Annotated in this window: 24 protein-coding genes and 1 tRNA gene; 13 read left to right on the top strand and 12 right to left on the bottom strand. The window is 54.5% G+C overall.

The genetic code is table 11. The features are described from left to right. Positions 1–41: 41 nt before the first annotated feature. The 5 genes from secF to queA form a co-directional block, all read right to left on the bottom strand. Positions 42–956, bottom strand: coding sequence for a protein translocase subunit SecF (gene secF / locus BMY45_RS24485; protein ID WP_092402594.1), 915 nt, complete (start codon positions 954–956; stop codon positions 42–44). 9 nt (positions 957–965) lie between these two features. Continuing rightward, entirely contained in the window at positions 966–2,834 is a 1,869-nt protein-coding gene (gene secD / locus BMY45_RS24480) for a protein translocase subunit SecD (RefSeq protein WP_092402591.1), read from the bottom strand. A gap of 63 nt (positions 2,835–2,897) precedes the next feature. Beyond that, on the bottom strand, positions 2,898–3,233 hold the full coding sequence (gene yajC / locus BMY45_RS24475; protein WP_007982729.1) for a preprotein translocase subunit YajC: 336 nt from the start codon (positions 3,231–3,233) through the stop codon (positions 2,898–2,900). Between the two features lie 43 nt (positions 3,234–3,276). Beyond that, positions 3,277–4,392, bottom strand: coding sequence for a tRNA guanosine(34) transglycosylase Tgt (gene tgt / locus BMY45_RS24470; RefSeq protein WP_177193388.1), 1,116 nt, complete (start codon positions 4,390–4,392; stop codon positions 3,277–3,279). A gap of 14 nt (positions 4,393–4,406) precedes the next feature. After that, on the bottom strand, positions 4,407–5,456 hold the full coding sequence (queA, locus tag BMY45_RS24465) for a tRNA preQ1(34) S-adenosylmethionine ribosyltransferase-isomerase QueA (protein WP_025211994.1): 1,050 nt from the start codon (positions 5,454–5,456) through the stop codon (positions 4,407–4,409). Positions 5,457–5,564: 108 nt separating this feature from the next. Here queA and BMY45_RS24460 point away from each other — a divergent pair. Next, positions 5,565–5,649, top strand: a tRNA-Leu gene (locus tag BMY45_RS24460). A 351-nt stretch (positions 5,650–6,000) separates the two neighbouring features. Continuing rightward, on the top strand, positions 6,001–6,330 hold the full coding sequence (locus BMY45_RS24455; protein ID WP_092402587.1) for a hypothetical protein: 330 nt from the start codon (positions 6,001–6,003) through the stop codon (positions 6,328–6,330). Between the two features lie 227 nt (positions 6,331–6,557). On the opposite strand, the gene BMY45_RS24450 is transcribed toward BMY45_RS24455, so the two are convergent. Beyond that, positions 6,558–7,304 carry an SDR family oxidoreductase gene (locus BMY45_RS24450; RefSeq protein ID WP_092402585.1) on the bottom strand — a complete coding sequence of 249 codons (747 nt, stop codon included), beginning with the start codon at positions 7,302–7,304 and terminating at the stop codon, positions 6,558–6,560. A 139-nt stretch (positions 7,305–7,443) separates the two neighbouring features. Between BMY45_RS24450 and BMY45_RS24445 the strand changes: the two genes are divergently transcribed. The 6 genes from BMY45_RS24445 to BMY45_RS24425 all read left to right on the top strand — a co-directional run bounded on the left by BMY45_RS24445 (position 7,444) and on the right by BMY45_RS24425 (position 15,794). Continuing rightward, positions 7,444–8,355 (top strand): LysR family transcriptional regulator, encoded by a 912-nt coding sequence (locus tag BMY45_RS24445; protein ID WP_092402583.1) that lies wholly within the window; start codon positions 7,444–7,446, stop codon positions 8,353–8,355. A 660-nt stretch (positions 8,356–9,015) separates the two neighbouring features. Then, entirely contained in the window at positions 9,016–9,345 is a 330-nt protein-coding gene (locus BMY45_RS24440) for a hypothetical protein (protein WP_092402581.1), read from the top strand. Between the two features lie 381 nt (positions 9,346–9,726). Then, positions 9,727–10,344 (top strand): hypothetical protein, encoded by a 618-nt coding sequence (locus tag BMY45_RS24435; protein WP_092402579.1) that lies wholly within the window; start codon positions 9,727–9,729, stop codon positions 10,342–10,344. A gap of 787 nt (positions 10,345–11,131) precedes the next feature. Beyond that, positions 11,132–13,642 (top strand): hypothetical protein, encoded by a 2,511-nt coding sequence (locus tag BMY45_RS24430; RefSeq protein ID WP_143071700.1) that lies wholly within the window; start codon positions 11,132–11,134, stop codon positions 13,640–13,642. Further along, positions 13,639–14,565 carry a hypothetical protein gene (locus BMY45_RS27970; RefSeq protein WP_143071699.1) on the top strand — a complete coding sequence of 309 codons (927 nt, stop codon included), beginning with the start codon at positions 13,639–13,641 and terminating at the stop codon, positions 14,563–14,565. Before BMY45_RS24430 ends, BMY45_RS27970 begins: the two co-directional genes overlap by 4 nt. 221 nt (positions 14,566–14,786) lie before the next feature. Then, entirely contained in the window at positions 14,787–15,794 is a 1,008-nt protein-coding gene (locus BMY45_RS24425) for a PIN domain-containing protein (protein ID WP_092402575.1), read from the top strand. Between the two features lie 183 nt (positions 15,795–15,977). On the opposite strand, the gene BMY45_RS24420 is transcribed toward BMY45_RS24425, so the two are convergent. The 4 genes from BMY45_RS24420 to BMY45_RS24405 all read right to left on the bottom strand — a co-directional run bounded on the left by BMY45_RS24420 (position 15,978) and on the right by BMY45_RS24405 (position 18,476). Beyond that, positions 15,978–16,337 carry a DUF6124 family protein gene (locus BMY45_RS24420; RefSeq protein WP_092402573.1) on the bottom strand — a complete coding sequence of 120 codons (360 nt, stop codon included), beginning with the start codon at positions 16,335–16,337 and terminating at the stop codon, positions 15,978–15,980. Positions 16,338–16,718: 381 nt separating this feature from the next. Further along, a complete protein-coding gene (locus BMY45_RS24415) occupies positions 16,719–17,324 on the bottom strand; it encodes a hypothetical protein (RefSeq protein ID WP_092402571.1) in 606 nt (201 codons plus the stop codon). A 128-nt stretch (positions 17,325–17,452) separates the two neighbouring features. After that, on the bottom strand, positions 17,453–17,938 hold the full coding sequence (locus BMY45_RS28230; RefSeq protein ID WP_177193386.1) for a hypothetical protein: 486 nt from the start codon (positions 17,936–17,938) through the stop codon (positions 17,453–17,455). A 178-nt stretch (positions 17,939–18,116) separates the two neighbouring features. Beyond that, entirely contained in the window at positions 18,117–18,476 is a 360-nt protein-coding gene (locus BMY45_RS24405; protein WP_092402569.1) for a DUF6124 family protein, read from the bottom strand. A 494-nt stretch (positions 18,477–18,970) separates the two neighbouring features. On the opposite strand from BMY45_RS24405, the gene BMY45_RS24400 reads away from it, so the two are divergent. Both BMY45_RS24400 and BMY45_RS24395 read left to right on the top strand, forming a co-directional pair. Continuing rightward, on the top strand, positions 18,971–20,164 hold the full coding sequence (locus tag BMY45_RS24400; protein WP_092402567.1) for a colicin E3/pyocin S6 family cytotoxin: 1,194 nt from the start codon (positions 18,971–18,973) through the stop codon (positions 20,162–20,164). Next, on the top strand, positions 20,161–20,391 hold the full coding sequence (locus BMY45_RS24395) for a DUF7683 domain-containing protein (RefSeq protein WP_092402565.1): 231 nt from the start codon (positions 20,161–20,163) through the stop codon (positions 20,389–20,391). The genes BMY45_RS24400 and BMY45_RS24395 overlap by 4 nt, the downstream gene beginning before the upstream one ends. Positions 20,392–20,425: 34 nt before the next feature. Here BMY45_RS24395 and BMY45_RS24390 read toward each other — a convergent pair whose 3' ends face one another. After that, the gene (locus BMY45_RS24390; RefSeq protein ID WP_092402563.1) at positions 20,426–21,133 is read right to left on the bottom strand and encodes a class I SAM-dependent methyltransferase; all 708 of its coding nucleotides are present in this window, start codon (positions 21,131–21,133) and stop codon (positions 20,426–20,428) included. A 232-nt stretch (positions 21,134–21,365) separates the two neighbouring features. Between BMY45_RS24390 and BMY45_RS24385 the strand changes: the two genes are divergently transcribed. Next, positions 21,366–21,770 carry a DUF488 domain-containing protein gene (locus BMY45_RS24385; RefSeq protein WP_092402561.1) on the top strand — a complete coding sequence of 135 codons (405 nt, stop codon included), beginning with the start codon at positions 21,366–21,368 and terminating at the stop codon, positions 21,768–21,770. 189 nt (positions 21,771–21,959) lie between these two features. Here BMY45_RS24385 and BMY45_RS24380 read toward each other — a convergent pair whose 3' ends face one another. Then, positions 21,960–22,505, bottom strand: a complete 546-nt coding sequence (locus BMY45_RS24380; protein ID WP_092402559.1) for a DUF4256 domain-containing protein — start codon at positions 22,503–22,505, stop codon at positions 21,960–21,962. Between the two features lie 129 nt (positions 22,506–22,634). Between BMY45_RS24380 and BMY45_RS24375 the strand changes: the two genes are divergently transcribed. Together BMY45_RS24375 and BMY45_RS24370 are read left to right on the top strand one after the other, a co-directional pair. Continuing rightward, positions 22,635–23,174 carry a GNAT family N-acetyltransferase gene (locus BMY45_RS24375; RefSeq protein ID WP_092402557.1) on the top strand — a complete coding sequence of 180 codons (540 nt, stop codon included), beginning with the start codon at positions 22,635–22,637 and terminating at the stop codon, positions 23,172–23,174. A 263-nt stretch (positions 23,175–23,437) separates the two neighbouring features. After that, positions 23,438–23,854 (top strand): VOC family protein, encoded by a 417-nt coding sequence (locus tag BMY45_RS24370; RefSeq protein ID WP_092402555.1) that lies wholly within the window; start codon positions 23,438–23,440, stop codon positions 23,852–23,854. Positions 23,855–23,927 lie beyond the last annotated feature (73 nt).

The following is a 23,927-nucleotide window of genomic DNA, read 5'->3' as shown; positions in this document are numbered from 1 at the left end:
CAACTCGCGCCTTTCGGGCTGTGACGGGCGGAGACCAAACCCTACGGGCGGTCGTCCACTTCCGTGTCAGTGGCCACCGGAGGAATCAGATCCTCGGTGCTCAGGTTCAGCCAGATCAGCACCACGTTGGCGATGTAGATCGACGAGTAAGTACCCGCCAATACACCAATGAACAGCGCAATGGAGAAGCCAAACAGGTTGTCGCCACCGAAAATCAGCAGCGCGCCGATCGCCAGCAACGTGGAGATCGACGTCGCCATGGTCCGCAGCAGGGTCTGGGTGGTCGAGATGTTGATGTTCTCGATCAGCGTCGCCTTGCGCAGCACACGGAAGTTTTCCCGCACCCGGTCGAACACCACGATGGTGTCGTTGAGCGAGTAACCGATGATCGCCAGCACCGCCGCCAACACCGTCAAATCGAAGGTGATCTGGAAGAACGACAGGATGCCCACGGTCACGATCACGTCGTGGATCAGCGACACAATCGCGCCCACCGCGAACTTCCACTGAAAGCGGAAGGCCAGGTAGAGCAGGATGCCGCCCAGCGCCATCAGCATGCCGAGGCCGCCCTGGTCGCGCAGCTCTTCACCCACTTGCGGGCCGACATACTCGACACGCTTGACCTGCGCCGGGTTGTCGCCACCGGCCTTCTGCAAGGCCTCGGCCACTTGCTGACCCAGCTGCGGGTCTTCACCCGGCATGCGCACCAGCAGGTCGGTGGTGGCGCCAAAGCTCTGCACCACAGCGTCGGTGTAACCCGAGGCCAGCAGTTGCTCGCGCACCTTGCCGACATCTGCCGGACGCTCGTAGGTCAGCTCGATCAGCGTACCGCCGGTGAAATCCAGGCCGTAGTTCAGGCCCTTGCTGAACCAGCTGAACAACGCCAGCAAGGTCAGCAATACAGTGACGCCGAACGCAACGTTGCGAACGCCCATGAAGTTGATTGTACGTAACATGGCAGCCCCTTAAATCCACAACTTCTTGAAGTCACGGCCACCATAAATCAGGTTGACCATTGCACGGGTCACCAGAATGGCTGTGAACATCGAGGTAAAGATCCCGAGGGACATGGTGACCGCGAAGCCCTTGACCGGGCCGGTGCCCATGGCGAAGAGAATCCCGCCCACCAGCAACGTCGTCAGGTTGGCATCGATAATCGCGGTAAATGCCCGGCCGAAGCCTTCGTTGATTGCCCGCTGGACCGACATGCCCGCGGCGATCTCTTCACGAATCCGCGAGAAGATCAGCACGTTGGCGTCCACCGCCATGCCCATGGTCAACACGATACCGGCGATACCCGGCAGGGTCAGCGTAGCCCCCAGCAGCGACATCAGCGCCAGCAGCAGCACCATGTTCACCGCCAGCGCCACCGTGGCGATCACACCAAAGAAGCGGTAGATGGCGATGATGAACAGCGAGACAAACAGCATGCCCCACAGCGATGCATCGACACCCTTGGCAATGTTGTCGGCACCCAGGCTCGGGCCAATGGTGCGCTCTTCAGCGAAGTACATCGGCGCAGCCAGACCACCGGCACGCAGCAGCAGGGCCAGTTCCGAGGATTCACCCTGGCCGTTGAGGCCGGTGATGCGGAACTGACTGCCCAGCGGCGACTGGATAGTCGCCAGGCTGATGATCTTTTTCTCTTCCTTGAACGTCTGGACCGGTACGTCTTTTTCGACGCCGTTGACCACTTGCTTGGTGTAAGTCGTCGTCGGCTTCTGCTCGATGAAAATCACCGCCATGCTGCGACCGACGTTGCTGCGCGTGGCGCGGCTCATCAGTTCGCCGCCGTGGCCGTCCAGGCGAATGTTCACCTGTGGGCGACCCTGCTCGTCGAAGCCCGCCTGGGCGTCGGTGACCTGGTCACCGGTGATGATCAAGCCACGCTCGATCTGCGCCGCCGGACGACCGCCTTCACGGAACTCGAAGCTCTCGGTGGTGGCGCGGGAAGCACCCGGCTCGGCCGCGAGACGGAATTCCAGGTTGGCGGTCTTGCCGAGGATACGCTTGGCTTCGGCGGTGTCCTGCACGCCCGGCAGCTCAACCACGATGCGGTTGGCGCCCTGGCGCTGCACGATCGGCTCGGCCACACCCAGCTCGTTGACGCGGTTACGCACCGTGGTCAAGTTCTGCTTGATGGAGTATTCGCGGATTTCCGCCAGCTTGGCCGGGGTCATCGCCAGACGCAGCACCGGTTGACCATTGAGGTCGGCCGGAACAATGTCGAAATCGTTGAAGTTCTTGCGGATCAGCGCACGGGCCTTCTCGCGGACATCTTCATCAGTGAAACCCAGCTGAACGGCACCGTCGAGCTGCGGCAGGCTGCGATAGCGCAGGCGCTCTTTACGCAACAGGCTCTTGACGTCGCCTTCGTAGACTTTCAAGCGTGCATCCAGCGCTTTGTCCATGTCCACTTCCAGCAGGAAGTGCACACCACCGGACAAGTCCAGACCCAGCTTCATCGGATGCGCGCCGAGGTTGCGCAGCCATTGCGGGGTGGTTTGGGCCAGGTTCAGGGCCACGACATAGTCGTCACCGAGAGCCTTGCGCACCACGTCCTTGGCCGGCAGCTGGTCTTCAGCCTTGAGCAGACGCAACAAACCGCCCTTGCCACCTTCGGCAACGGTCGCGGCCTTCACGTCGATGCCGGACGCCTTGAGCGCTGTGCTCGCACGGTCCAGATCGGCCTGAGTGACCTGCAAGGCAGTGCTTGCGCCACTGACCTGAATGGCCGGGTCATCAGGATAAAGATTGGGAGCGGAATAAATCAGACCGACCGCCAGCACCGCCAGGATCAGTAAATATTTCCACAGAGGGTATTTGTTCAGCATCACGCCGCCCGCTTATGACGCGGGGCGCCTTGCGCGCCCCGTCGATTGAATAGAAGTTGTTACTTAGATCGCTTTCAGCGTGCCTTTTGGCAGCGTGGCCGCGATGGCGCCTTTCTGGAACTTCATTTCAACAGTGTCGGACACTTCCAGTACCACGAAGTCATCGGCCACTTTGGTGATCTTGCCAGCGATGCCGCCGGTGGTGACCACTTCATCGCCCTTTTGCAGGCTGCTGAGCAGGTTCTTCTGCTCTTTGGCGCGCTTGGCCTGTGGACGCCAGATCATCAGGTAGAAGATGACCAGAAAGCCCACCAGGAAAATCCACTCGAAACCGCCACCCATAGGGCCGGCAGCAGGTGCCGCCGCGTCAGCCATGGCATTAGAGATAAAAAAGCTCATTTAGCACTCCAGTTGCAAGTATTGAATCTTAGGATCGGAAAACTCAGTCCAAGGGCGGAACAGGCAACCCGCGCTTGGCATAGAAGGCATCGACAAAGGCGGCCAATGTACCCTGTTGAATAGCCTCGCGCAAACCAGCCATAAGCACCTGGTAATGGCGCAAATTGTGGATGGTATTCAACATGCTACCCAGCATTTCGCCGCACTTGTCCAAATGGTGCAGATAAGCACGGGAGAAGTTCTGGCAGGTGTAGCAATCGCAGGTCGGATCCAGCGGCGAATTATCATGGCGATGAAACGCGTTACGGATCTTCAGCACGCCCGTATCAATGAACAGATGCCCATTGCGGGCATTACGGGTTGGCATCACGCAATCGAACATGTCCACCCCGCGGCGCACACCCTCAACCAGATCTTCCGGTTTGCCAACGCCCATAAGGTAACGAGGTTTGTCAGCCGGCATCTGACCCGGCAGGTAATCGAGCACCTTGATCATTTCATGCTTGGGCTCGCCCACCGACAGACCGCCGATGGCCAGGCCGTCGAAGCCGATCTTGTCCAGGCCTTCGAGCGAGCGCATGCGCAGATCCTGATGCATGCCGCCCTGAACGATGCCGAACAGCGCCGCCTTGTTCTCGCCATGGGCGTTCTTGGAACGCTGGGCCCAACGCAACGACAACTCCATGGAGACCCGCGCCACGTCTTCATCGGCCGGGTACGGCGTGCATTCGTCGAAGATCATCACGATGTCCGAGCCCAGGTCACGCTGGACCTGCATCGACTCTTCCGGCCCCATGAACACCTTGGCGCCATCCACCGGAGACGCGAAGGTCACGCCCTCCTCCTTGATCTTGCGCATCGCGCCCAGGCTGAACACCTGGAAGCCGCCGGAGTCAGTCAGAATCGGGCCGTTCCACTGCATGAAATCGTGCAAGTCACCGTGGGCCTTGATCACTTCCATGCCCGGGCGCAGCCACAGGTGGAAAGTGTTGCCCAGGATAATCTCCGCGCCCGTGGCGACGATGTCCCGCGGCAGCATGCCCTTGACCGTGCCGTAAGTGCCCACCGGCATGAACGCGGGGGTTTCCACCGTACCGCGGGGGAAGGTCAGACGACCGCGACGAGCCTTGCCATCGGTAGCAAGCAACTCGAAGGACATGCGACAGGTGCGACTCATACTGTTTCCTCGGGTCCGCGTGGCGCGGGGTTACGGGTGATGAACATCGCATCACCGTAGCTGAAAAAGCGGTATCCATGCTCGACGGCGGCCTTGTAGGCGGCCATGGCTTCGGGATAACCGGCGAACGCCGAAACCAGCATCAACAGCGTGGATTCGGGCAAATGAAAGTTGGTGACCAGGGCATCGACCACATGAAACGGCCGGCCCGGGTAGATAAAGATATCGGTGTCGCCACTGAACGGCTTGAGCACGCCATCGCGCGCAGCACTTTCCAGAGACCGCACACTGGTGGTCCCCACCGCCACCACCCGCCCACCGCGCGCGCGGCAAGCCGCCACGGCATCGACCACTTCCTGGCTGACCTCCAGCCATTCGTTGTGCATGTGATGGTCTTCGATACGCTCGACCCGCACCGGCTGGAACGTGCCAGCGCCAACGTGCAGCGTCACGAACGCCGTCTCCACACCCTTGGCGGCAATCGCCTCCAGCAACGGCTGATCAAAATGCAGCCCCGCCGTCGGCGCCGCCACCGCCCCCAAGCGCTCGGCGTACACAGTCTGATAACGCTCGCGGTCCGAACCTTCGTCCGGGCGGTCTATATAAGGAGGCAACGGCATGTGCCCGACACGGTCGAGCAGCGGCAACACCTCTTCGGCAAATTCCAGCTCGAACAACGCATCATGCCGCGCCACCATCACCGCCTCGCCGCCGCCGTCGATCAGAATCGACGAACCTGGCTTGGGCGACTTGCTCGAGCGCACATGGGCCAGCACCCGATGACTGTCCAGCACCCGCTCCACCAGAATCTCCAGCTTGCCGCCGGAGGCTTTCTGGCCAAACAACCGTGCGGGAATGACCCGGGTATTGTTGAACACCATCAAATCGCCCGGGCGCAAATGCTCAAGCAAATCAGTGAATTGACGGTGAGCCATGGCACCGCTGACCCCGTCCAGGGTCAACAGTCGACTGGCGCGACGCTCGGCCAGAGGGTGGCGAGCGATCAGCGAATCAGGGAGTTCGAAAGTAAAGTCAGCAACACGCATGATGGGGTTCGTCTAGCAGGGCCGGAAAGTCTAGCGGAATTATCAAAAATTCACCATGAAACGTGATTGACCAACGGTAGGCACCTCTCTATACTTCGCCGCCATTGAGCCCTGATGGCGGAATTGGTAGACGCGGCGGATTCAAAATCCGTTTTCGAAAGGAGTGGGAGTTCGAGTCTCCCTCGGGGCACCATCTTAAAAAAAGACCTTGAAATTCAAGGTCTTTTTTTTCGCCTGTAGGAAAGTGATTGGCCATGCCCCAAGCAGATCCCAGCCAACCCCACTCCCTTTTGTGGTGGGGGGATAAATCACCGCTCCCCGTTGTGGCGAGGGGATTTATCCCCGCTGGGCCGCGAAGCGGCCCCAACCACCAAACCTGTGGCAAGGAAGAATCTGTGACTAGTAGGAACCCGTGGCGAGGGAGCTTGCTCCCGCTTGAGCGCAAAGCGCTCACAAAAATGCCACTGCCCCCACCGATGCTCCGCCTTGCAACGCCCAGTTGACCCACCGCCCCTCCTCACCCGCTGACAAAGGACTTCACCCCATGGAATTGCTACTGGAAACAGTCGCTCTTTACTCCCTCAAGCTGGCCTATGAGACAGAAGGCCACAGCCCAATTCTGCGGGATGATCCGTTGATGGGCGGTTGTGATCGGGAGGTTTTTGGGTTGTTGGTGCGGCGAGGGGATGTGGCAGGGATTCAGAGTGAGATTGGTCGGTGCCTGGATCTGGCGTTGGGGGCGGTTGGTGGGGTGGATACGGTGCTGGGGCGGGAGCTGCATCGTCTGACTGCGAATTTCAGCGCGGCGCAGAGAATGGAGGACCTCCATGCTCCACTCATCGCGCTTAACGCTTATGTGAAAGATATCCTATAAACCGCAGCGCTCGTTTCCGATGCAGTAGCCAAGAGTGCTATTGCGTCCTGCAAGTGCTTGCGGAACCGGATGGGGTAGTCCCTTCAACTGCCGCCTGAATGCTGAAACGGCTGGCCAGCGCACGGCGCCAATCAGCCACTCGACAGACGGCAATGAAGGCGAGTCCGTTCTATTCGATCACTTTTCCGTAAAAGCGCAGGAGACGTTCCTTCGCGTATCGTTGGCAGCTAAAGCGAGCGGCCACCGTCGACGATGAGTTCCGAGCCAACCGTCCATCGCGACTCGTCTGACGCCAGGTACAGCACGGCCTTGGCCACTTCCTCGGGCGTACCAAACCGGCCGAACGGAATGGTCGCTGCGATATCCTGGTTGAGCTGTTCGCGATAGGCATCGGGAATACCGAGCTTGTCGTAAAGCGGCGTATCAATCGGACCAGGGCTGACTGCATTGACGCGAATACCACGCGGGAGCAGTTCGCTAGAAAGCGTCTTCGACATGTTCAGGAACGCGGCCTTGGTCGCGCCATAAACTGATGAACGCGCGGCGCCGAGGTGTGCGCTAACCGAGGTATTGAGAACCACCGACGCAGGGTTCGCGAAGACTGGTAGCAATGCCTGGATCAGAAAGTACGGCCCCTTAACGTTGATGTCGAAGGAGCGATCGAACATTTCCTCCGTCCACTCTTCGATCGGTAGCCAAACGGATACGCCTGCATTGAGAAAGGCAACATCGAGTTGGCCATAGTGAGTCTGAACGGCCTGCGCCAGTTTCTTCTGCGCATCGATGCTGGCTGAGTCAGCACGCAGTACCAATACTTCGCTTCCCAGTTCCGCCTGAGCCTTTGCGATGGACTCCGGATTGACTCCGGTAACGATCACGCGCGCGCCTTCGGCGAGGAACTGCTTAGCCGTTTCCAGGCCAATGCCGCTGGTGCCGCCGGTGATGAGAGTGCGTTTGCCTTGCAATCGGGACATGTAAGTTTCCTTTTGGGTTTTTCACGGTCAGTCGATGTACTGACCTGCCAGAGGGAAACTATGTATTCATACCTGTGCATTGATAAGATGGCCTATTCGAATACATTTCATGCTTGTATTGCATGAATGAGAGGCCTAGATGGATCGACTACTGCTGATGACCTGCTTTGTTCGCGCTGTTGAGACAGGAAGCTTCTCGGCTGCGGGGCGTGACCTGGGGCTGGGGCAGCCCAACGTCAGCCGCTATGTGGCGGCGCTGGAAGATCATTTGCAAACCAGGCTGCTTCACCGATCCACACGAAAGCTTGCCCTCACCCCCGAAGGAGAACGCTATTACGCAGATACCCGGCGCATTCTCGATGCCGTGGAAGAATCGGAGTCGTCCTTCAGGGAGAACGTCGCCCCGTCCGGATTGTTGCGAGTCGCCTGCCCGACCGCGCTAGCCCATGCATTCGTGGTGCCGCATGTATCCACATTTCTGGAGCGCTATCCAGAGCTGACGCTCGACCTGCAGATCAATGATCGCTATGTGAACCTGGTCGACGAAGGGGCTGAACTGGCGATCCGCATCGGACATCTGGAAGACAGCGCAATGCGTGCCCGGCCGCTAGGCTGGTTCGAGCGTGTATGCGTTGCCAGCAAGGGATACCTGGCCAAACGCGGAATCCCCACGACGCCCAATGATCTGAGAACGCACGATTGCCTGATCTACACGCTGCTGTCGACAGGCACCACATGGCGCTTTCGGGATATCGATGTTCCCGTTTCTGGCAGGCTTCGGGTCAACTCACCTGAGGCCATACGAGAGTGTGTAAACGACGGACTGGGGATCGCACAGGGCCCCGAATGGCTTTACGAGGAAGGGCTGAAAAATGGCAATCTGCAGGTGTTGCTTAGGGACTACGCAGCTCCGCCTGTCCCCGTGCAAGTCATTTACGTCGCCGACCGGCTTCTCCCCAAAAGGGCCATTGTATTCATGGATTTTATCGCCGAGGTGTTCGCAAAAAATCCTGCATTTAAGGATCAGCCTAAACCGTCGAAATTGCAGTAGTCAGCTTGGGGGGCTCATGACGCCCGACTAATCATGAAAATTCGCCAGGTGCCGGTTCGGCATTTTCGGCAGACCAGGGAGTCTATCCTTAACCAGTTTCGTGAAAACATTATTGACAGCTCGTCGGAAATTGGACGGAGATATCCGATCAAACTTTCATCCACACCAGTCCTTGTTGAAAGCAGGCAGGGTGTACACTTCGCAGTACAACGTGGAAGTGTATATAGACAAAAAACTATTTAAATCATACGGCTATGCTAATACTCGAGTCTCCCTCGGGCACCATCTTAAAAAAAGACCTTGAAATTCAAGGTCTTTTTTTTCGCCTGCAGGAAAGTGGTTTTTCGCGGCTAACGCAGATCCCAACCAATCCCCCACCCGCTTTTGTCGTGGGAGGGATAAATCACCGCTCCCCTTTGTGGCGAGGGGATTTATCCCCGCTGGGCCGCGAAGCGGCCCCAGAATATCCAACCTCATAATGAGGAAGAGCCAGTGGTAAGGAAGAACCTGGGAGTAAGGAATAACCCGTGGCGAGGGAGCTTGCTCCCGCTTGAGCGCAAAGCGCTCACAAAAATGCCACAGCCCCCCACCGATGCTCCGCCTTGCGACGCCCAGTTGATCCACCGCCCCTCCTCACCCGCTGACAAAGGACTTCACCCCATGGAATTGCTACTGGAAACGGTCGCTCTTTACTCGCTGAAGCTGGCTTATGAGACGGAGGGGCATAGTCCGATTTTGCGGGATGATCCGTTGATGGGCGGGTGTGATCGGGAGGTTTTTGGGTTGTTGGTGCGGCGGGGGGATGTGGTTGGGATTCAGGTCAAAGTAAGCCACTGCCTGGACTTGGCGCTGGAAGCGGTTGGGGGTATCGATACTGTTCTCGGCCATGAACTGCATCGTTTGACGGCAGAATTTCGCACAGCGCAGACGATGGAACAGCTTGACGCCCCGCTCATCGCGCTACGGGCTTATCTGAAGGATATTCAGTGAACAGCGTTGGACGAGAGGGCTTCGTCAGGAATCCCCCCTACTTCAACCAAGCCTATAGATTTCTCTGCTATTCAGCGGCGAGAGAATCTGCGGATATCACTCAGTTCTTCACGGTGATACAGAACAGCAAGTGAACACCGACCATTGTGACCTGGGATTCGTGTTCCTTTTGCGAAAGACAAATCGTATTTCTGGCCAGACGGTATGCTTCTGACGGATCGAGCCCTGAAGTGTCTGCGCCTTGATGCAAGAGCGAATGTCCCAACCTGCCGTCCGGGTAGCGTAGCCAACCTTCCCATCCCAACAACGACGCCCCTGCGGCCTCAAGAAGCTCCAAAGCTTTTACTGCATGTGGGTAGAGAAGGACCAGTTCGCTCTGAGATGCGGACAACCGTTGTAAATCATCTATCGTCATGTAAAACCCTTTTCCCGTATTCCGCCCTGAAGAAAAATAAACTCGCCTCTTTTCCCGAAAATCTCCTCCAGCTTGAGAAAGCACAACGGGAGCAACGCGGCGAAATCGAAAAAGCTCAAACCGCTGAACAACGTGCCGCCGAAGCATACGCAGCAGCATTGGCCGACGGTGACGACGCAGCCGAAGAGCGTGCCGAAAAGACTCTCAAGCAAGCATCGGAAGCAACGACACAAGCCGCTCAAGGTAAACGTGGACTCAATACGCTTCTGGCTACTTTAACGACCGAGATCGAGAAATTGGATGTTGCGATCTCAGACGCGAAGCAGCGGCTAGCGGATTATCGTCAAGCTCAGCTGAACGCTGCACGCCGACTCTGGACAGAACGCTTGGACAAGGCGGCGCAAGACTTTGCCAAAGTCGCCGCCCAGTTCACCGCGACAGAGAAAGCGCTCGGGCGTCGCTATAGCAACTTGGAGGATATCAACGTCCCTTTGCAGGCCCCAATGGGTCCCAAACACATTACCCATCGCAAAATCCTTGAAATGGCACAGGCACTTTCTATCGAAGAATTGCTAGCAGCGTGACCCGTACATATCACCGCTGAAGCGGTGAGATTCCAAAACCGGAGCCCCTAGGCGGAACACCAAACGTGTACCACTTAGCTTGTGTTCCGGTTTTCATTTTCGGTGTTCCACCAGCGAAACCCTTGTAAACCGCAGCTTCAAGCCCAGGTGGAACACATGGAACACGCGGAACACCCAATTTACAGCTATCTGAAAGCCCCTGTGCCCCATGCCAAGCGGCGGCCTTCAGCGGGGGAGTACGCGCCACCACCACGGCGTTGCGCGTCTTTTTTTGTCTCGCTCGTGATCCAGATCATCCGCTCTGACCTAGCAAGCGACTTCAGGCCAGCTCGCGAAACCTGGAATCATGGGTCCTCCCTAGGGGGGCCACCCCCTACACGGGTTATCAGACTCGCGAATTCTCTCTAGCTGAAATCCACGTAGGGATGTCCGTCTTTTCACATGCACGATTACAATCGTACAAGTTAGAGGACACGTCGGAATGACCAGCGACAGCTGATCTACCCCTCCCTAGCTCAGAGATCAACTTCGTGCCACCTCTGTTGACTAGGTTACGGGCAACCTATGATCAGCCTGCAAGCCATATACAGGCTGCCGCTGTTGAGGCGGAAGCAATGCGATAGGTGCAAGAAATCTGACGACGTAACCGCCAATATGCGCCCGACTCGCGTTCTCCACATCAGATCGCACCAGGTGAGTAATCATATTTAGACGGACAGTCAATTGCAGGCAGGCTCAGCTAACGCTAGGGTAGGCTAATGGAAGATCTTCGCAACACGGGCGAAATATGAAAAAACCAATTACCCAGCGCCTAATTGATCATAGGATTTATTGGGCTATAAAGAAACGATTAAACTCTTATTTACTGAAGGCTCGGAGCAAAAAATACAACACCACGAATTACTTTAATTCCGAAGCACAAAATTTTAGAATTCTAAGAAGCACTTTAAGCGAAACACTTTGGTTAGTTATAGCGGCCATCGTTTTCGCTGTCGTTCTTCAAAAAACGAATACATATACCACACCTTATTTTGAACATATTGGGCTCTCCGTGCCCAACGATGGAGATTACGTAACTTTCCTTTCCGCTGTAGGAGGAATAGGAGGCGTCTTTATTGGTTTGTACTACGCAGCATTGAGCTCGGTCGGAAGTGCTATATACGCGAAGGTACCAAACAACATCCGAGACTTACTAACACAGGAGCGATCCGGCACAGTATATATGCGCTTCCTATCAACCTTAACGCTTCTGTGCATAACGCTAATTACTTTTCGAGTGTGTGGACTTCCAAGAATCATAGCCGCAGTTCCGATTGTGGGATTGCTCGCAGGCGCGGGCGTCGTAGCATTTGTAAAGCTGGGAAAAAATGCCTTTAATTTGTTTGATCCTACAGCGCTTTCTCATCACGTATTTGAAGACATTCAAAAAAGTTTGTCTCTAGTACAAGTTAATGGCTACAGATGGAGCGACCCAGCCTTTCAAAATCACGCTTATAAGAAGGCGAGCAGAAGCATAGAAACGCTGAGACTCCTAATAGAAATCGCGATCAAGGAGACTCATCAGAACGGTCGTTCGCTAGTTAAACTCATATGTTATACGTTGGACTTTTTGTCAAACTACGAACTAATGAAAAAAAACATCCCCTCCAACAGCTATTGGTATCCTGAACAATTTAAACATAAAGACTGGTATGCTACGCCTGGCTATAACGTAAAAATAGCCCATATAACAGGCACATCATTACAGCCGGATATGGTCAGACGCCATCACTGGATTGAAGAACAACTGCACCCATATATTCTACGTTCCCTTTCTGTAAATCTGGCGGAGGGGAGACACCTAGAAGTGATGCAAGTCTTAAGTAAAATAGAAAGCTACGTTTCAGTACTTTCTTATACGGGTGACATTTCAAAAACTTTTGATTTAATAGATCAAATATCCAAAACTGCAATTGAAGCATACGCTTTAGAACCAGAAAAACCCAAACTTGCCAAGATAGAAACCCTATCAATAATTGAAGCAATCGCAACACTGCCAATTTCAATAGCATTAAACATGGCACAGCATGTTAGCAACAATTCTAGAGCAACACTTTCTGAGAAAACATCTAATATCAACTGGCACACAAAGGGTTCAATTTACGCTCAAAATATTCCAACTCACCTTATCCCGCAGGCCGAATGGCTCCAGACGCGAATAGATTTCGAAAAAACAACTGAGAAAAGGATTATTAGTCCATCCTGGTACCAATTAGAAATTATACTGTTAGCAGAGGCCAAAACATTAGCAACTCATATTGAAGAGTTCCCAAAGAGGTCAAAGAAATACTACAACAATCTCGCTGAAGAATTGCAAAAATTACCGAATCCTTGGTTATATGCAGCTGCGCAAAGTCGTGAGCATGAGTTCTGGCATAAAGCTGAGAGAACTGTTGAACTTCTTAGTAACAACTGGTTGGAAATAGAGAATAAACGTCTGATTCAAGGGCTGCCGTGGCCAACAGTAGACATCTCAATCACAGAACAATCCCTGCATTCCAATCAAAAAGCGTTAATAAAAGCCATGGCTGCCCAAGGAATAATACTCGCAGACGCGGAGGTACCGCCTGAGTATCCAGATTATGCGGGGCAATTTCTGCACATTACCGGCGAAGCACTTTTTTCAGCTTTATGCAGCAACGATGCAAACCTAATAAAGAATCTTTTTGGAATCTACATACTGGGATGCTTTTCTCGTTTCGAAAGGCTGAAGCCCAAAAATGGAGAGGCCGAAAATGCCGAACATAAATTACATATAGCATCTGCAGCAATTATGGACCTGATGGAGTTAACTGGTTATGCAAAGCTGCTTTCAGAACTTCATCAAAACATCAAAATTTGGGAGAACGTAAAAGACACTTGGAACCATTTGTTTAAAGACGAACAGGGAAAAACAATAACTGCATATCTGAATTTAATAATCAAGTTCTCAAGAGCCGCATATGCAATCCCTCATCGAAGCGAGCTTAGGTTTGAGTGGGAAAGGGAAATTAATTCATTACTAGAAAAGATACCAAGAGAAGAAGTACAGGCAAACCACGACTTTTTCCTAGAAACAGTCGCAGTACACCCAAGCAAGCTAGTGCAGTTCTCAGCAAAAGATCGTTATCAACATCTGCCTAGCGGTTTAAATATCTTCATTGTCTTCTTTTTTATTAAACTGGAAGGCCAGGAGAATTTTGAGTTAGATTGGGAGCAGCGTGACTTACTAAAACTGGTAGAAAAAGATCGCAAGGTACAGGGAGGAAAAAATCTTTGAGCCACTTAAACGGAAAGCCTAGTCGGGGCCTAAAATTAGTTCCTTTTTTTCGGAGCTTAGCTGACGAACATGTATTCCATTTATACGCTCAAATGTTCAGAGAAGATATCGCGCTGGCGGTAATGCCAATAGGTGGAAGGTCGAGAAGACACCCTAACTTTAAAGCGCAGATAACTGGATCAGACTCAGCCAAAGCCTCTGAATTTCTGCAGTCACTGAACGGGGACAGAGAGCGAAACATCAATCAAAGTGTGTGCAAAGCAATTGACAAGCTAGTGAAGGATTTAGTTTGGAACGGAAGCTCACTATATGAGATTTTCGAGCGAGAAGAGAAACCAAATATCATCTACATCTCCGAGGATCGAACATTTTGTTTACCGTGGTTCACTGTTCAGCTTGTGCCACGAGCAGATCAGGCAGAATGGCAAGTTAGGTATGCGATAATAAGAAACTCCAATGTATGGAGACTGTCAATACCAGACTCACTTGGAGGAAAACACGCATACAAAAAAACTATAAAAACCTTGAGCGCGGTTACATCCGGTTCCCTACCAGAGTTTGCACGTATAGACATGAGCTTAGGAATTAAAAACTCAAGCTTCAGCGTGCATGAGTACGACCTACTGCAAACAAAAGCTATAAACAAAGCGACCGAAGCATGGGGCTGGAATAGAAGAGACATATCTAGCGACAAGCAAACCGAATATCATTCAGCCTACAAAAGAGCAAAGTTTCGGCATTCACAGGCACTTCTAAGAGAACATATTACAAACGAGTTAAATACGTTATTTGCGATATTAAAATTTGATTGCCAGCTATCAATTTCTGGAATTCCCACTTCTGGAGACATCAAACTAAATTTAAAAAAACTTGAGAAAGGTGAAATCGACTTTAGTGAGCTATACGATCAAACATCCGTATAATTGATATTTTACGAACAACCTTACACATTGATGTTGGCTGGGATGCCAGATAGATACTCAAAATATCAGTTAGGTTGAGGCTCTACCGCCAGTGAAAGCATATGGGATTCCGAACACATATGAAGGAGAAAATCTAAAGGTCCCCGGGCGCTCTTCTGCTCTAAGATTCCGTCTAGAAACCAGAATCAAGCACTCATCGATACTAGCCATGGAGTACAGAGATGCACCTCTTGATGATCGACACATGCGTATGGCTGGAGGTGTCTTCGAAAAAAAGCGAGATCCCTATCCTGGGTCTCATCGAGCATTTGGTAGACCGTGAGATCGTCACACTGCTGGTTCCAGATCTCGTAAAGGAAGAGTACGAACGAAACAAAGATCGCGTAGCAAACCAGACGCGCCAGCGACTCACTCAAGAATGCAAACTGGTGAGAGAAATCGTTGAAGCCTTCGGTGGTGCGGATAAGCTCCAGGCAATCAATACGATTGACGATGTGAAACACAGGCTGCCGATACTCTCGGAAGCAAACTACATGACAATTCACCGTGTAGAAGATCTGTTCGACAAAGCCATCGCCACTCCCGTTTCTGATTCAGCAAAACTCAAAGCCGCTAACCGAGCAATTGACAAATTAGCTCCGTTCCATAAGAGCAAAAACAGCATGGCTGATGCGGCCCTCATTGAGGTCTTCGACGAGTTCCGACGCGCAAACCTTCACGACTTTGAGTCTTTCCGGTTCATAACCGTCAATTACACGGACTTCTCTGATGGCGACCATCGCAAGCCCCACCCGGACTTCTCCGAGATATTTGCTGAGCCGTCGTCTCAATTCTTCATCACCCCCAATGCCGCACTAGCCGATCTGCTCACACCTGACGATTTAGATTTTGAAATCGATAACGGCTGGGAGGAGGAAACCCGAGGGCTGTTCGAAATACTCGAAATGCTGGACGAACTCACCGACAAAATTTGGTACAGCCGACATTGCCTGAGAGCAGAGGGTATTGAGACCGGTCGTATACAACTCATACCTGAAAGTGCAGAGAGAGCCAACGGATCGGAAATCCACGAGCACATCTGGGCGGGTGCGTTGAAAGCGGCGGAGGAAGTCGAGGGCAGACATCCAGATTTGGGGCCCTGGGACGATTTTGAGTGGGGAATGCTCAACGGAAAACTATCTGCTCTCCGCTGGGTTCTCGGTGAGGAATGGGATAATCTCGACACCTGAAGCATGGTGGGAATCATAGCGACAAGCTTCAGCAAAACTTTTCGTGTATCCCTCCTTGTATCCCAAATTCTATAATCCGCCTGCAAGCCACGGAAAATATGGAACTCTCGAGTCTCCCTCGGGTACAAAAAGGTCTTGCCAAGCAAGACCTTTTTCCAATCGGACAGCGGATAGCCGCCTGCCCTACCTCACCTCAACAATATCCAAAGCCCGATTCGCCAACAACTCACTCACCTCAATCACCTGCAAAATCCCCAACGCAACATGCCGCCGCGCCCCATCCAGATCAAACGCCAAATCACTGATCATGGCATTCGCCGAAGCTAGGTTCTCACTCAGATTCGCAAGCAAACACTCAGAATCCACACCCGGATCAATCCGTAAAATGGAGTCGGACTTGTCAGACGTTTCTTTCTCAGGCTTGGGCTTCAGATAAAAATCCAACGCTCGCGTGGCAGCGTCGTCGATTTTCTTGTTGCGGGCGGACTGGACGCGGGAGGTGGGTTCGTCTGCCGCTGGGGGATTCGGAGTAACTTTTGCCATCGTCTTGCTTCCTGTAGTTGGAGCCATCACCCGCTCGCGACTAAACGATGGGAGGCAGCTGTACGCAGGTTAGTCGACCGGGGAAACAAGAAACCGGCGCGTCCGAGGACGCCCTGCGCACAGCCACCATCGAGTGCAGGATGGAATCCTGACTGGATGACGCCTTGCACAACCTGTTTCACCCTGGGCGACTAAACCCGATCACTGATGAGCAGTGACAGGACTCAAACTACCGACGCAACCCAAGGCGAACAAGCCGGCGGATTCTGGCGTAGTTGTAGGCAAAGGCGCAAGGCGAGGTCGGCTGGCGAGTTGCGGGCGCCCAATGTCTGACAGCCTGATCTGACGCTGTCCACTTCCTGCGGATACCTAGGCCTCAAATCAAGGCTGCCCAGACTGCTCAGCGACCTGACGATGGCCCGTCACGATGTAGGGCCTGCCCTGGGGGTCCATTTGCTCCAAGACCATCTTGTCCTTTTTCAGCTCCTTGATGCGCGCCTGCCCCGATGCTCCTGCCGGGTAGATATCGCTGAGGTTGGGCATGCTCGGGCCAACAAACTGCGCCACCCACAACGGCGAAACAGCCTTGCCGTCAACTGTATAGGCCTTAGGTAACGTCTTCATCTGCTGCAATGTGAACGAGAGGTTCTCGCCATCAGCACTCCAGCCACCCGCGCCATTTACGCTGTATTCGAGCCGGAAGAGGTTCGAAGGCTCTGTACCGACCAACGCGACCACGCCGCTAACGTTGTAATGGTCGTTGGCGAAGTACTCGATCATGCCCTTGAATTCGAACTGAACGCCGCCGGCGTTGGGATAACTGAACTCCTCGGTCCAACGGCCAATAAAATGGCTTTTGTAGTAGTCGGCCCTCATTTCGGCCAACCAAGAGGAAATGGTGGGGAAACCTGCCAGCAAGCCAACAATGGCTACGACAGCGGCCCAGCTTTTTATCGAGTACTGTTTAAGTGTTGAGGCAACGGTCATCAATAGCTCCTAATCCATGAGGAGGAAAAAGGGAAGGAAACAGACTTCTTATTCGGGAGAAATCTGCCCCCATATTCTCTACAGGACGATGCGGGCCGACCGCTCAGAGATCCTAGACTCGCAGCCTTTCAATAGAAGCGATCCTCTTCCTTCATACGATAAATTCGTCCAAAGGTCATGAAGGAGATCCCAAGGCATACCAATGTCAGCACGACTCCGCCAGCCATGATGATGAAGCCGGTGCGATACGTATGTAGCTCGGTGGCGATACTGCTGATTTGAGGGAACCAGCGTGAGTACAGCAGAGGAATGTCGCCACCTACCTCGTACTGATCGTGTTCGTTATAGCGTTGGTCCGCGTACTCGTCCTCATGGACTTGCTGATCGCTGTCGACATAGCGGTAATGAAGAATTATGCCGTTGGAATTCATCGGGATGCTTTCCAGTTGCGTTACGGTGCCTTTTACCTCGACGGCGCTCCATCGAATGGCTCCGTAAATGGACCCTGAATGCTTTGCCAGAGATGCGAGGAACAGCAAGACTAGGCATGCAACGGTCAGCAGGACTATTCGGTTGTACAGATGATCTTTTTCAGCTTCGCGTGGGTAAAACATGTTTCCAGTCCTTGGGTGATTTTCTTCCGCACACCTATCGGCGCCCGGTCCAATAACTTAAACCTGCACGATGCGCCCCCTCATTTTCTGAGGTTTCGTCGAAGGGCGGGAACCACTTCCCATTGAACAAAAAAGGTCTAGCTGTGCTAGACCTTTTTGGTGCAGCCGAGCGGCTCGGCTATCTTACTTCAACAATATCCAAAGCCCGATTCGCCAACAGCTCACTCACCTCAATCACCTGCAAAATCCCCAACGCAACACGCCGCCGCGACCCATCCAGATCAAACGCCAGATCACTGATCATGGCATTCGCCGAAGCCAGGTTCTCACTCAGATTCGCAAGCAAACACTCAGAATCCACCCCCGGATCAATCCGTAAAATGGAGTCGGACTTGTCAGACGTTTCGTTCTTAGCCTTGGGCTTCAGATAAAAATCCAACGCTCGCGTGGCAGCGTCGTCGATTTTCTTGTTACGGGCGGATTGGGCGCGGGAGGTGGGTTCATCAGTAGCTGGAGGATTCGGTGTAACTTTTACCATCGTCTTGCTTCCTGTAGTTGGAGCCATCACCCACTCGCTGCTAAACGATGGGAGGCAGCTGTACGCAGGTTAGCAGACCGGGGAAACAAGAAGCCGGCGCGTCCGGGGACGCCCTGCGCACAGCCACCATCAAGTGCAGGATGGGGAATCCTGACTGGATGACGCCTTGCACAACCTGTTTCACCACGAGCTGCTAAACCCGATCACTGATGAGCAGTGACAGGACTCAAACTACCGACGCAACCCACGGCGAACAAGCCGGCGGATTCTGGCGTAGTTGTAGGCAAAGGCGCAAGGCGAGGTCGGCTGGCGAGTTGCGGGCGCCCAATGTCTGACAGCCCGATCTGACGCTTCAGTTTGTTCCGAGCCTCAAATAGCCAGCCCTACCGGTATTGAGGAAACCGGAACAACCACTTCAAGAAACCTCCTACATCGCGTCCCTCCCTTCCCGCGTTAGCGTCTGTCCTGCATTTTTTCCGGACGAGACTCACTACGTGGCGACACGCAAAAAGGACATCCCCCAGGTCCGCAACCCGCCCAGCGGTGACGGGCATCACGTCACTTATCGGGACATGACCGCCAGCGAACTGGCCGAGCGCGAAACCCGGCAGCAGGCGTACGAAGGCATGCTTGCCCGGCAGGCGGCCTATGAGCAAGAACGCTGGGCCGCGGTAGATAACAAGCCTTTGCCCGCCGTGCCCGGATGCGTGTTTGCCAAGAGCTGCAAGCTCCCCAACGGCATCATCGATTACAGCAACCCCAACGGCTACGTGCCGGCAGATCTGGTCAAGCAGTACGGCGATCTCATGTGGCTGGGCGGCCGGAGCGCCGATCCATCCGGCACGCTCCCCCTCAAGCCGTTCGGCGCTGGCACGGTTCCGGTTACCTTGGGCCGGCTCGCGCTGGGCGGTTCGGCAACTTCCACGGCTGCCGCTGCGGGCGGCACCGTCGGCGCAGCCTTACTGACAGGCATCGTCGCCCTGCTCTGGCCGTCCAATTTGGGTGACAGCGCGCTCTACAGCGAAGACCAGTTACGCAACCTCAAACAGGCCCGCAGCCGCATGCGCTTGAGCATCGAGCAGCAGGCCGACGGCAGTCTCAAGGGCTATGGCTTCTACACCGGCCAGAACCGCGATTGGGAAATGGTCGACGTTGTTCAGTTCACCCCGCGAGCCGACCAGTTCATCGCCGACCTGGGGGATGGCATCGAACTGATCTGGACGCCGGCTACCAACCCGTCCGACACCCTCGGCATCCCCGCCCTGGAAGCGGCGCCCCAGGCACCTCACATCTGGATCTACCCGCCGACGCCGATGGCCGACAGCATCATCGTCGACCCGATCTATCCGCCGGAGTACAGGGATTTCATTCTGGTGTTTCCGGCGGATTCGGGGGTTCGGCCGGTTTATGTGGTTTTGAGTGTTCCGGGGGATCATAAGTACTACAAGCCCCCATCGCTGCTTCCTGCGTTTCCAGACGCAACGATTGCTCCATCCAAAACCTTTGTACGTGGTGGCGGCGTTAAACGTCGAAGATGGAAGGATCGTAAAGGAAAGATTTATGAATGGGACTCACAGCATGGCGCTGTAGAGCTGTACACAAAACAAGGCCAACACCTTGGCGAATTCGATCCGATAACTGGCGAACAAACCAAACCTGCCGATCCAACAAGGAAAGTAGAAAAATGAAGCCCACGGTTGAAATTTTCGACATGACCACTGAAGAGTTAATTCAGACCGTAGAAGTCCCAAGCGCATACATGGACCCGTTGGCCGCGCTTATGGGCTGGACAAAACCTGAAGATTTCTGCTTCGTCTACGACCTGTCACCACAGCAGATAAAGACGATAGAAGAGTGGACGCATACAACGATTCATGGCGACAACCGCATCATTCAAATCGTCTGTCTTGAATAAGGCTAAGGAGTATTTCGGCGACAGTGCGTCTAGCTCACTCAAGATCGGCCTGCCGCGTACAGAACCATCCGTGCATCAACCCCGCCTGAAAGAACTGCACAGGGGCGTCAAACCCGGCTGCTTCAATAAGCCCCGCGACCTGCCGCGCAGGCAGGATCGCAACATTCCTGGCGTAGGCAGTACGCGCTCGCGCCAGCACTTCTGGCTGAAGACCATCGGAGGACATCAATGTCAGCCAACTGCGTAACAGCACCTCGTAGGCCGGCGATTCGGTATCAGAGGCGAGGTCGGCGTTCGCCAATATTCCGTGTGGTTTAAGGCGGCAGGCAATCTCGCGAAAGAACGAGGTGCGGGCGCCTTCTTCTAACAAGAATTGGGATACCAGCAAGCAGGTAGCCGCGTCGTAGCTGGCCTCGGCGACGAGCGTGTCAAGGTAGCCTTCGTGAAAATGGCAGCGCGCGAGAAAGCTATTCTGAACGGCTCTCTGACGACAGACGTCAAGCATAGCGCCGGAGGGGTCGACAGCAGTGAAATGCCAGCAGGGAAAGCGCTCCGCCAAATGGGCAAGTTCTGCCCCCGTGCCAACGCCGACACAGAGTATCCGGGCATTTTCCGGCAGGCCGGCGAACTGAGATTCGAGCAGCAAATAAAGGGCGGCGCGAATCGGCGCCATCCTTTCCCATTGCTTGTCGTAGCTGACAGCTTGCTGGTCGAACACTATCTTGAGTTCTTCATTGCGCATAGGACACCTTGAGTCGTGATAGACGCGTCGCGTTAGCGCGGTACTGCTTTCAGTATCCCAGACCTGTCAAGCCCCACGCATTTGCGGCCGCGATGCTGTGGATCAGCACTTCCTAGGACCCCAGTCGAGCATTGATATTAGGATTATCTCAGCAGGTTGCGAGGGGGGACTCAACCCGATCACTGACCTCGGCCTATTCTGACGCTGTCCCCTCTCCCACAGGCATGCCCTTATGATCCACTGCAAACGAGCCTACGAAGCAGCGAGCACAGAGGATGGCGTGAGGGTTCTGGTGGACCGTTTATGGCCGCGTAATTATCGCAAGGACGAACTCCCGATTGCTGAGTGGCTGCCGGAGGTTGCGCCTTCCCATGAGCTGCGCAAGGCGTTCAAGGCCGGGGCGGTTTCGTTCGAGCAGTTCAAGGTGGCCTATCGCAAGGAGTTGGCTGCGCGGCCACAGTCTTGGTGGCGGTTGGTGGATGTGGCGCTGGGCGGCAATCTCACCCTGGTGTATGCCGCCAAGTCCACGGTCGAGAACAATGCCGTGGTGTTGGCTGAATGGTTGGAGGATGAGGTGGAGAAGCGGGCGCAAGGGAGTTCACCGGTTTGCTATCTATCCGAATTCCCCGACCACTGATGTGGGCTGTTGCTGGGCGGCATTTTCCGGGGGCATTGTGTTGGAGGGTTTGGGGCTGCTGCGCAGCCCAGCGGGAGCAAGCTCCCTCGCCACGGGGTCAGCGGCGTATTTAGGTCAGCGGGGCTGGGTGGAGGATGGGCGGTTGTTCAAGGGGGATCGCAATGTCGCCGCTGTCATCCATACAAACCATCAAACACAAAGCAAACCCCGAAACCCCCTCGCCGCGTAATACGACTGCACACCGTTGTGATAGATGAACACCCGCTCATAACGGTAATCACCGAACAGCGCCCCGCCGAGTGCGCGAAGCTCGGGAGGTGTGGCCAGCCAACTGGACGTTTTGGCATCAAACTCACCGAGCTTTTGCAGGGCGCGGTACTGGTCTTCCGTCAGCAGGGCGATGCCCATTTCTTCGGCCATTTCCAGGGCACTGCCTTTGGGTTTGTTCTCTTTACGTGCGTCCAGGGCGGCGCGATCGTAGCAGAGGCTTCGGCGGCCAGTCGGGCTCTCTTTGGCGCAATCGCAGAAGGTGATCAGACCGGTCTCTTTGTTCTGGTCGATGACGTCGGGTTCGCCGCCGGTGGCTTCCATGGCCTGGAGGGATTTCAGGGCGTTGCGGTTGGCTTCGAGCCTGGTTTGGACGTCGGCCCAGGGGATGTTTGGGTGGCGCTGGGGGTTTTGGTCGAAGCGGGTTTTCAGGTTTTTGAGGAGGTTTTCCTGATCTTGTTTTTTCATGACGCTGACGTCCGCTAATGATCGGTTGCTCAATGATAGTTACTTCAAAGCCTAATTAAGGTGCACAAACTCGCGGACCTGCCTGAAGATGGTCGTATTCGGCTCAAGTAAGGCGGAGAGTCTTAGCAAATGGTTATAGAAAATGCGCTAGGCGCTCGGCTGAATTTTCGTCCGGTCAACCTCAATCAAGACAGCAATGTTTGCGTGGGGTTCTTTGAAGACATGCTGCTCTGTGCATTCGATTCCGCACAACAGATTCAAGGCCCAGGTGGCAAGCAGCGTTACCTTCAGTCATTACGAGAAAAGGAAGCCGAGGTTCCTGGCAGCATCGTCCATGCCTGGGATGAAACACGGATTGTGGGTCAGATAGAGATGTCGCTGCTCAAGGCAGAACCTGCAGTGGGCTACATCCATTTTTTCTACCTCGTCCCCGAGTGGCGATCACGCGGTGCCGGGAAGTTGCTGCTGGCGTATGCCACCGACTTCTTTGCAGAGCTAGGTTGCGAACGGATGAAATTATCTGTGAGCGAAACGAACCAGAGGGCGGCGCGGTTTTATGGTCACCATGGTTGGATTGATATCGGGCCCAGACAAGATAGGCCGGAGCTGCGCTTGATGGAAAAGCCCATTGGCTCGGCGCAGACAGCAGAAGGAAGCCTTCAGTCATAGTTGAATCATATTGCCCGCACGCTATCAGCGCCGTTGATAGCGTGCAAAAAACCTGTTCGCAGCGACTCACAGTCCCCGCGTGACCTTTTGGCCGACACCCAGAAAGACCGCTTTGTTTTTTTCGCGGCGATCAGAAAAGTAAGGTCATGGCTGGGCCCGCCGAATTCAGCAACTGCCAGACATTCGTGGGGCGACATTCAAGCGTTATCCGCTATGGTGAAGTAACCCCTTGGCCCTGCCACTACTGAACACAGGAGGCCTGTATGAGGAACTTCACGATCCAACACATCGACCACATCGTCCTGCGCGTAAAAGACCTCGAGCGCAGTCTCGCTTTCTACACCTCGGTGCTCGGTTGTGAACTGAAAAAGCGTCGGGACGACCTTGGGATGCTCCACCTCAGCACCGGTGTTTCGATGATTGATCTGGTTGCGGTTGACGGCCCCCTCGGCCGCCAGGGCGGGCCGGCTGCCGGTAAGCAAGGGCACAACGTCGATCACCTCTGCCTGCGTATCGAGCCGTTTGATGAACCAGCCCTCCTCGCTCATTTGGCCTCCGCCGGTCTGACCGTTGAGAAGGCGCAGATGCGCTATGGCGCGCAGGGAAAGGGTTGGTCGATCTATTGCTTCGATCCGGATGGCAATCAGATTGAGCTGAAGGGGCCGGCGCTGGAGCCTTGAGCTTCACAGTCTGCCTGGGTCAGTGATGTTGAATGTGCCGCCGTCTTCGCGAGCAAGCCCGCTCCCACAGGGG

It is taken from the genome of Pseudomonas sp. NFACC39-1, assembly GCF_900110355.1.
In the GTDB taxonomy this organism is placed as follows: Bacteria; Pseudomonadota; Gammaproteobacteria; order Pseudomonadales; family Pseudomonadaceae; genus Aquipseudomonas; species Aquipseudomonas tehranensis.
This window is presented reverse-complemented; position numbering and strand designations above follow the sequence as displayed.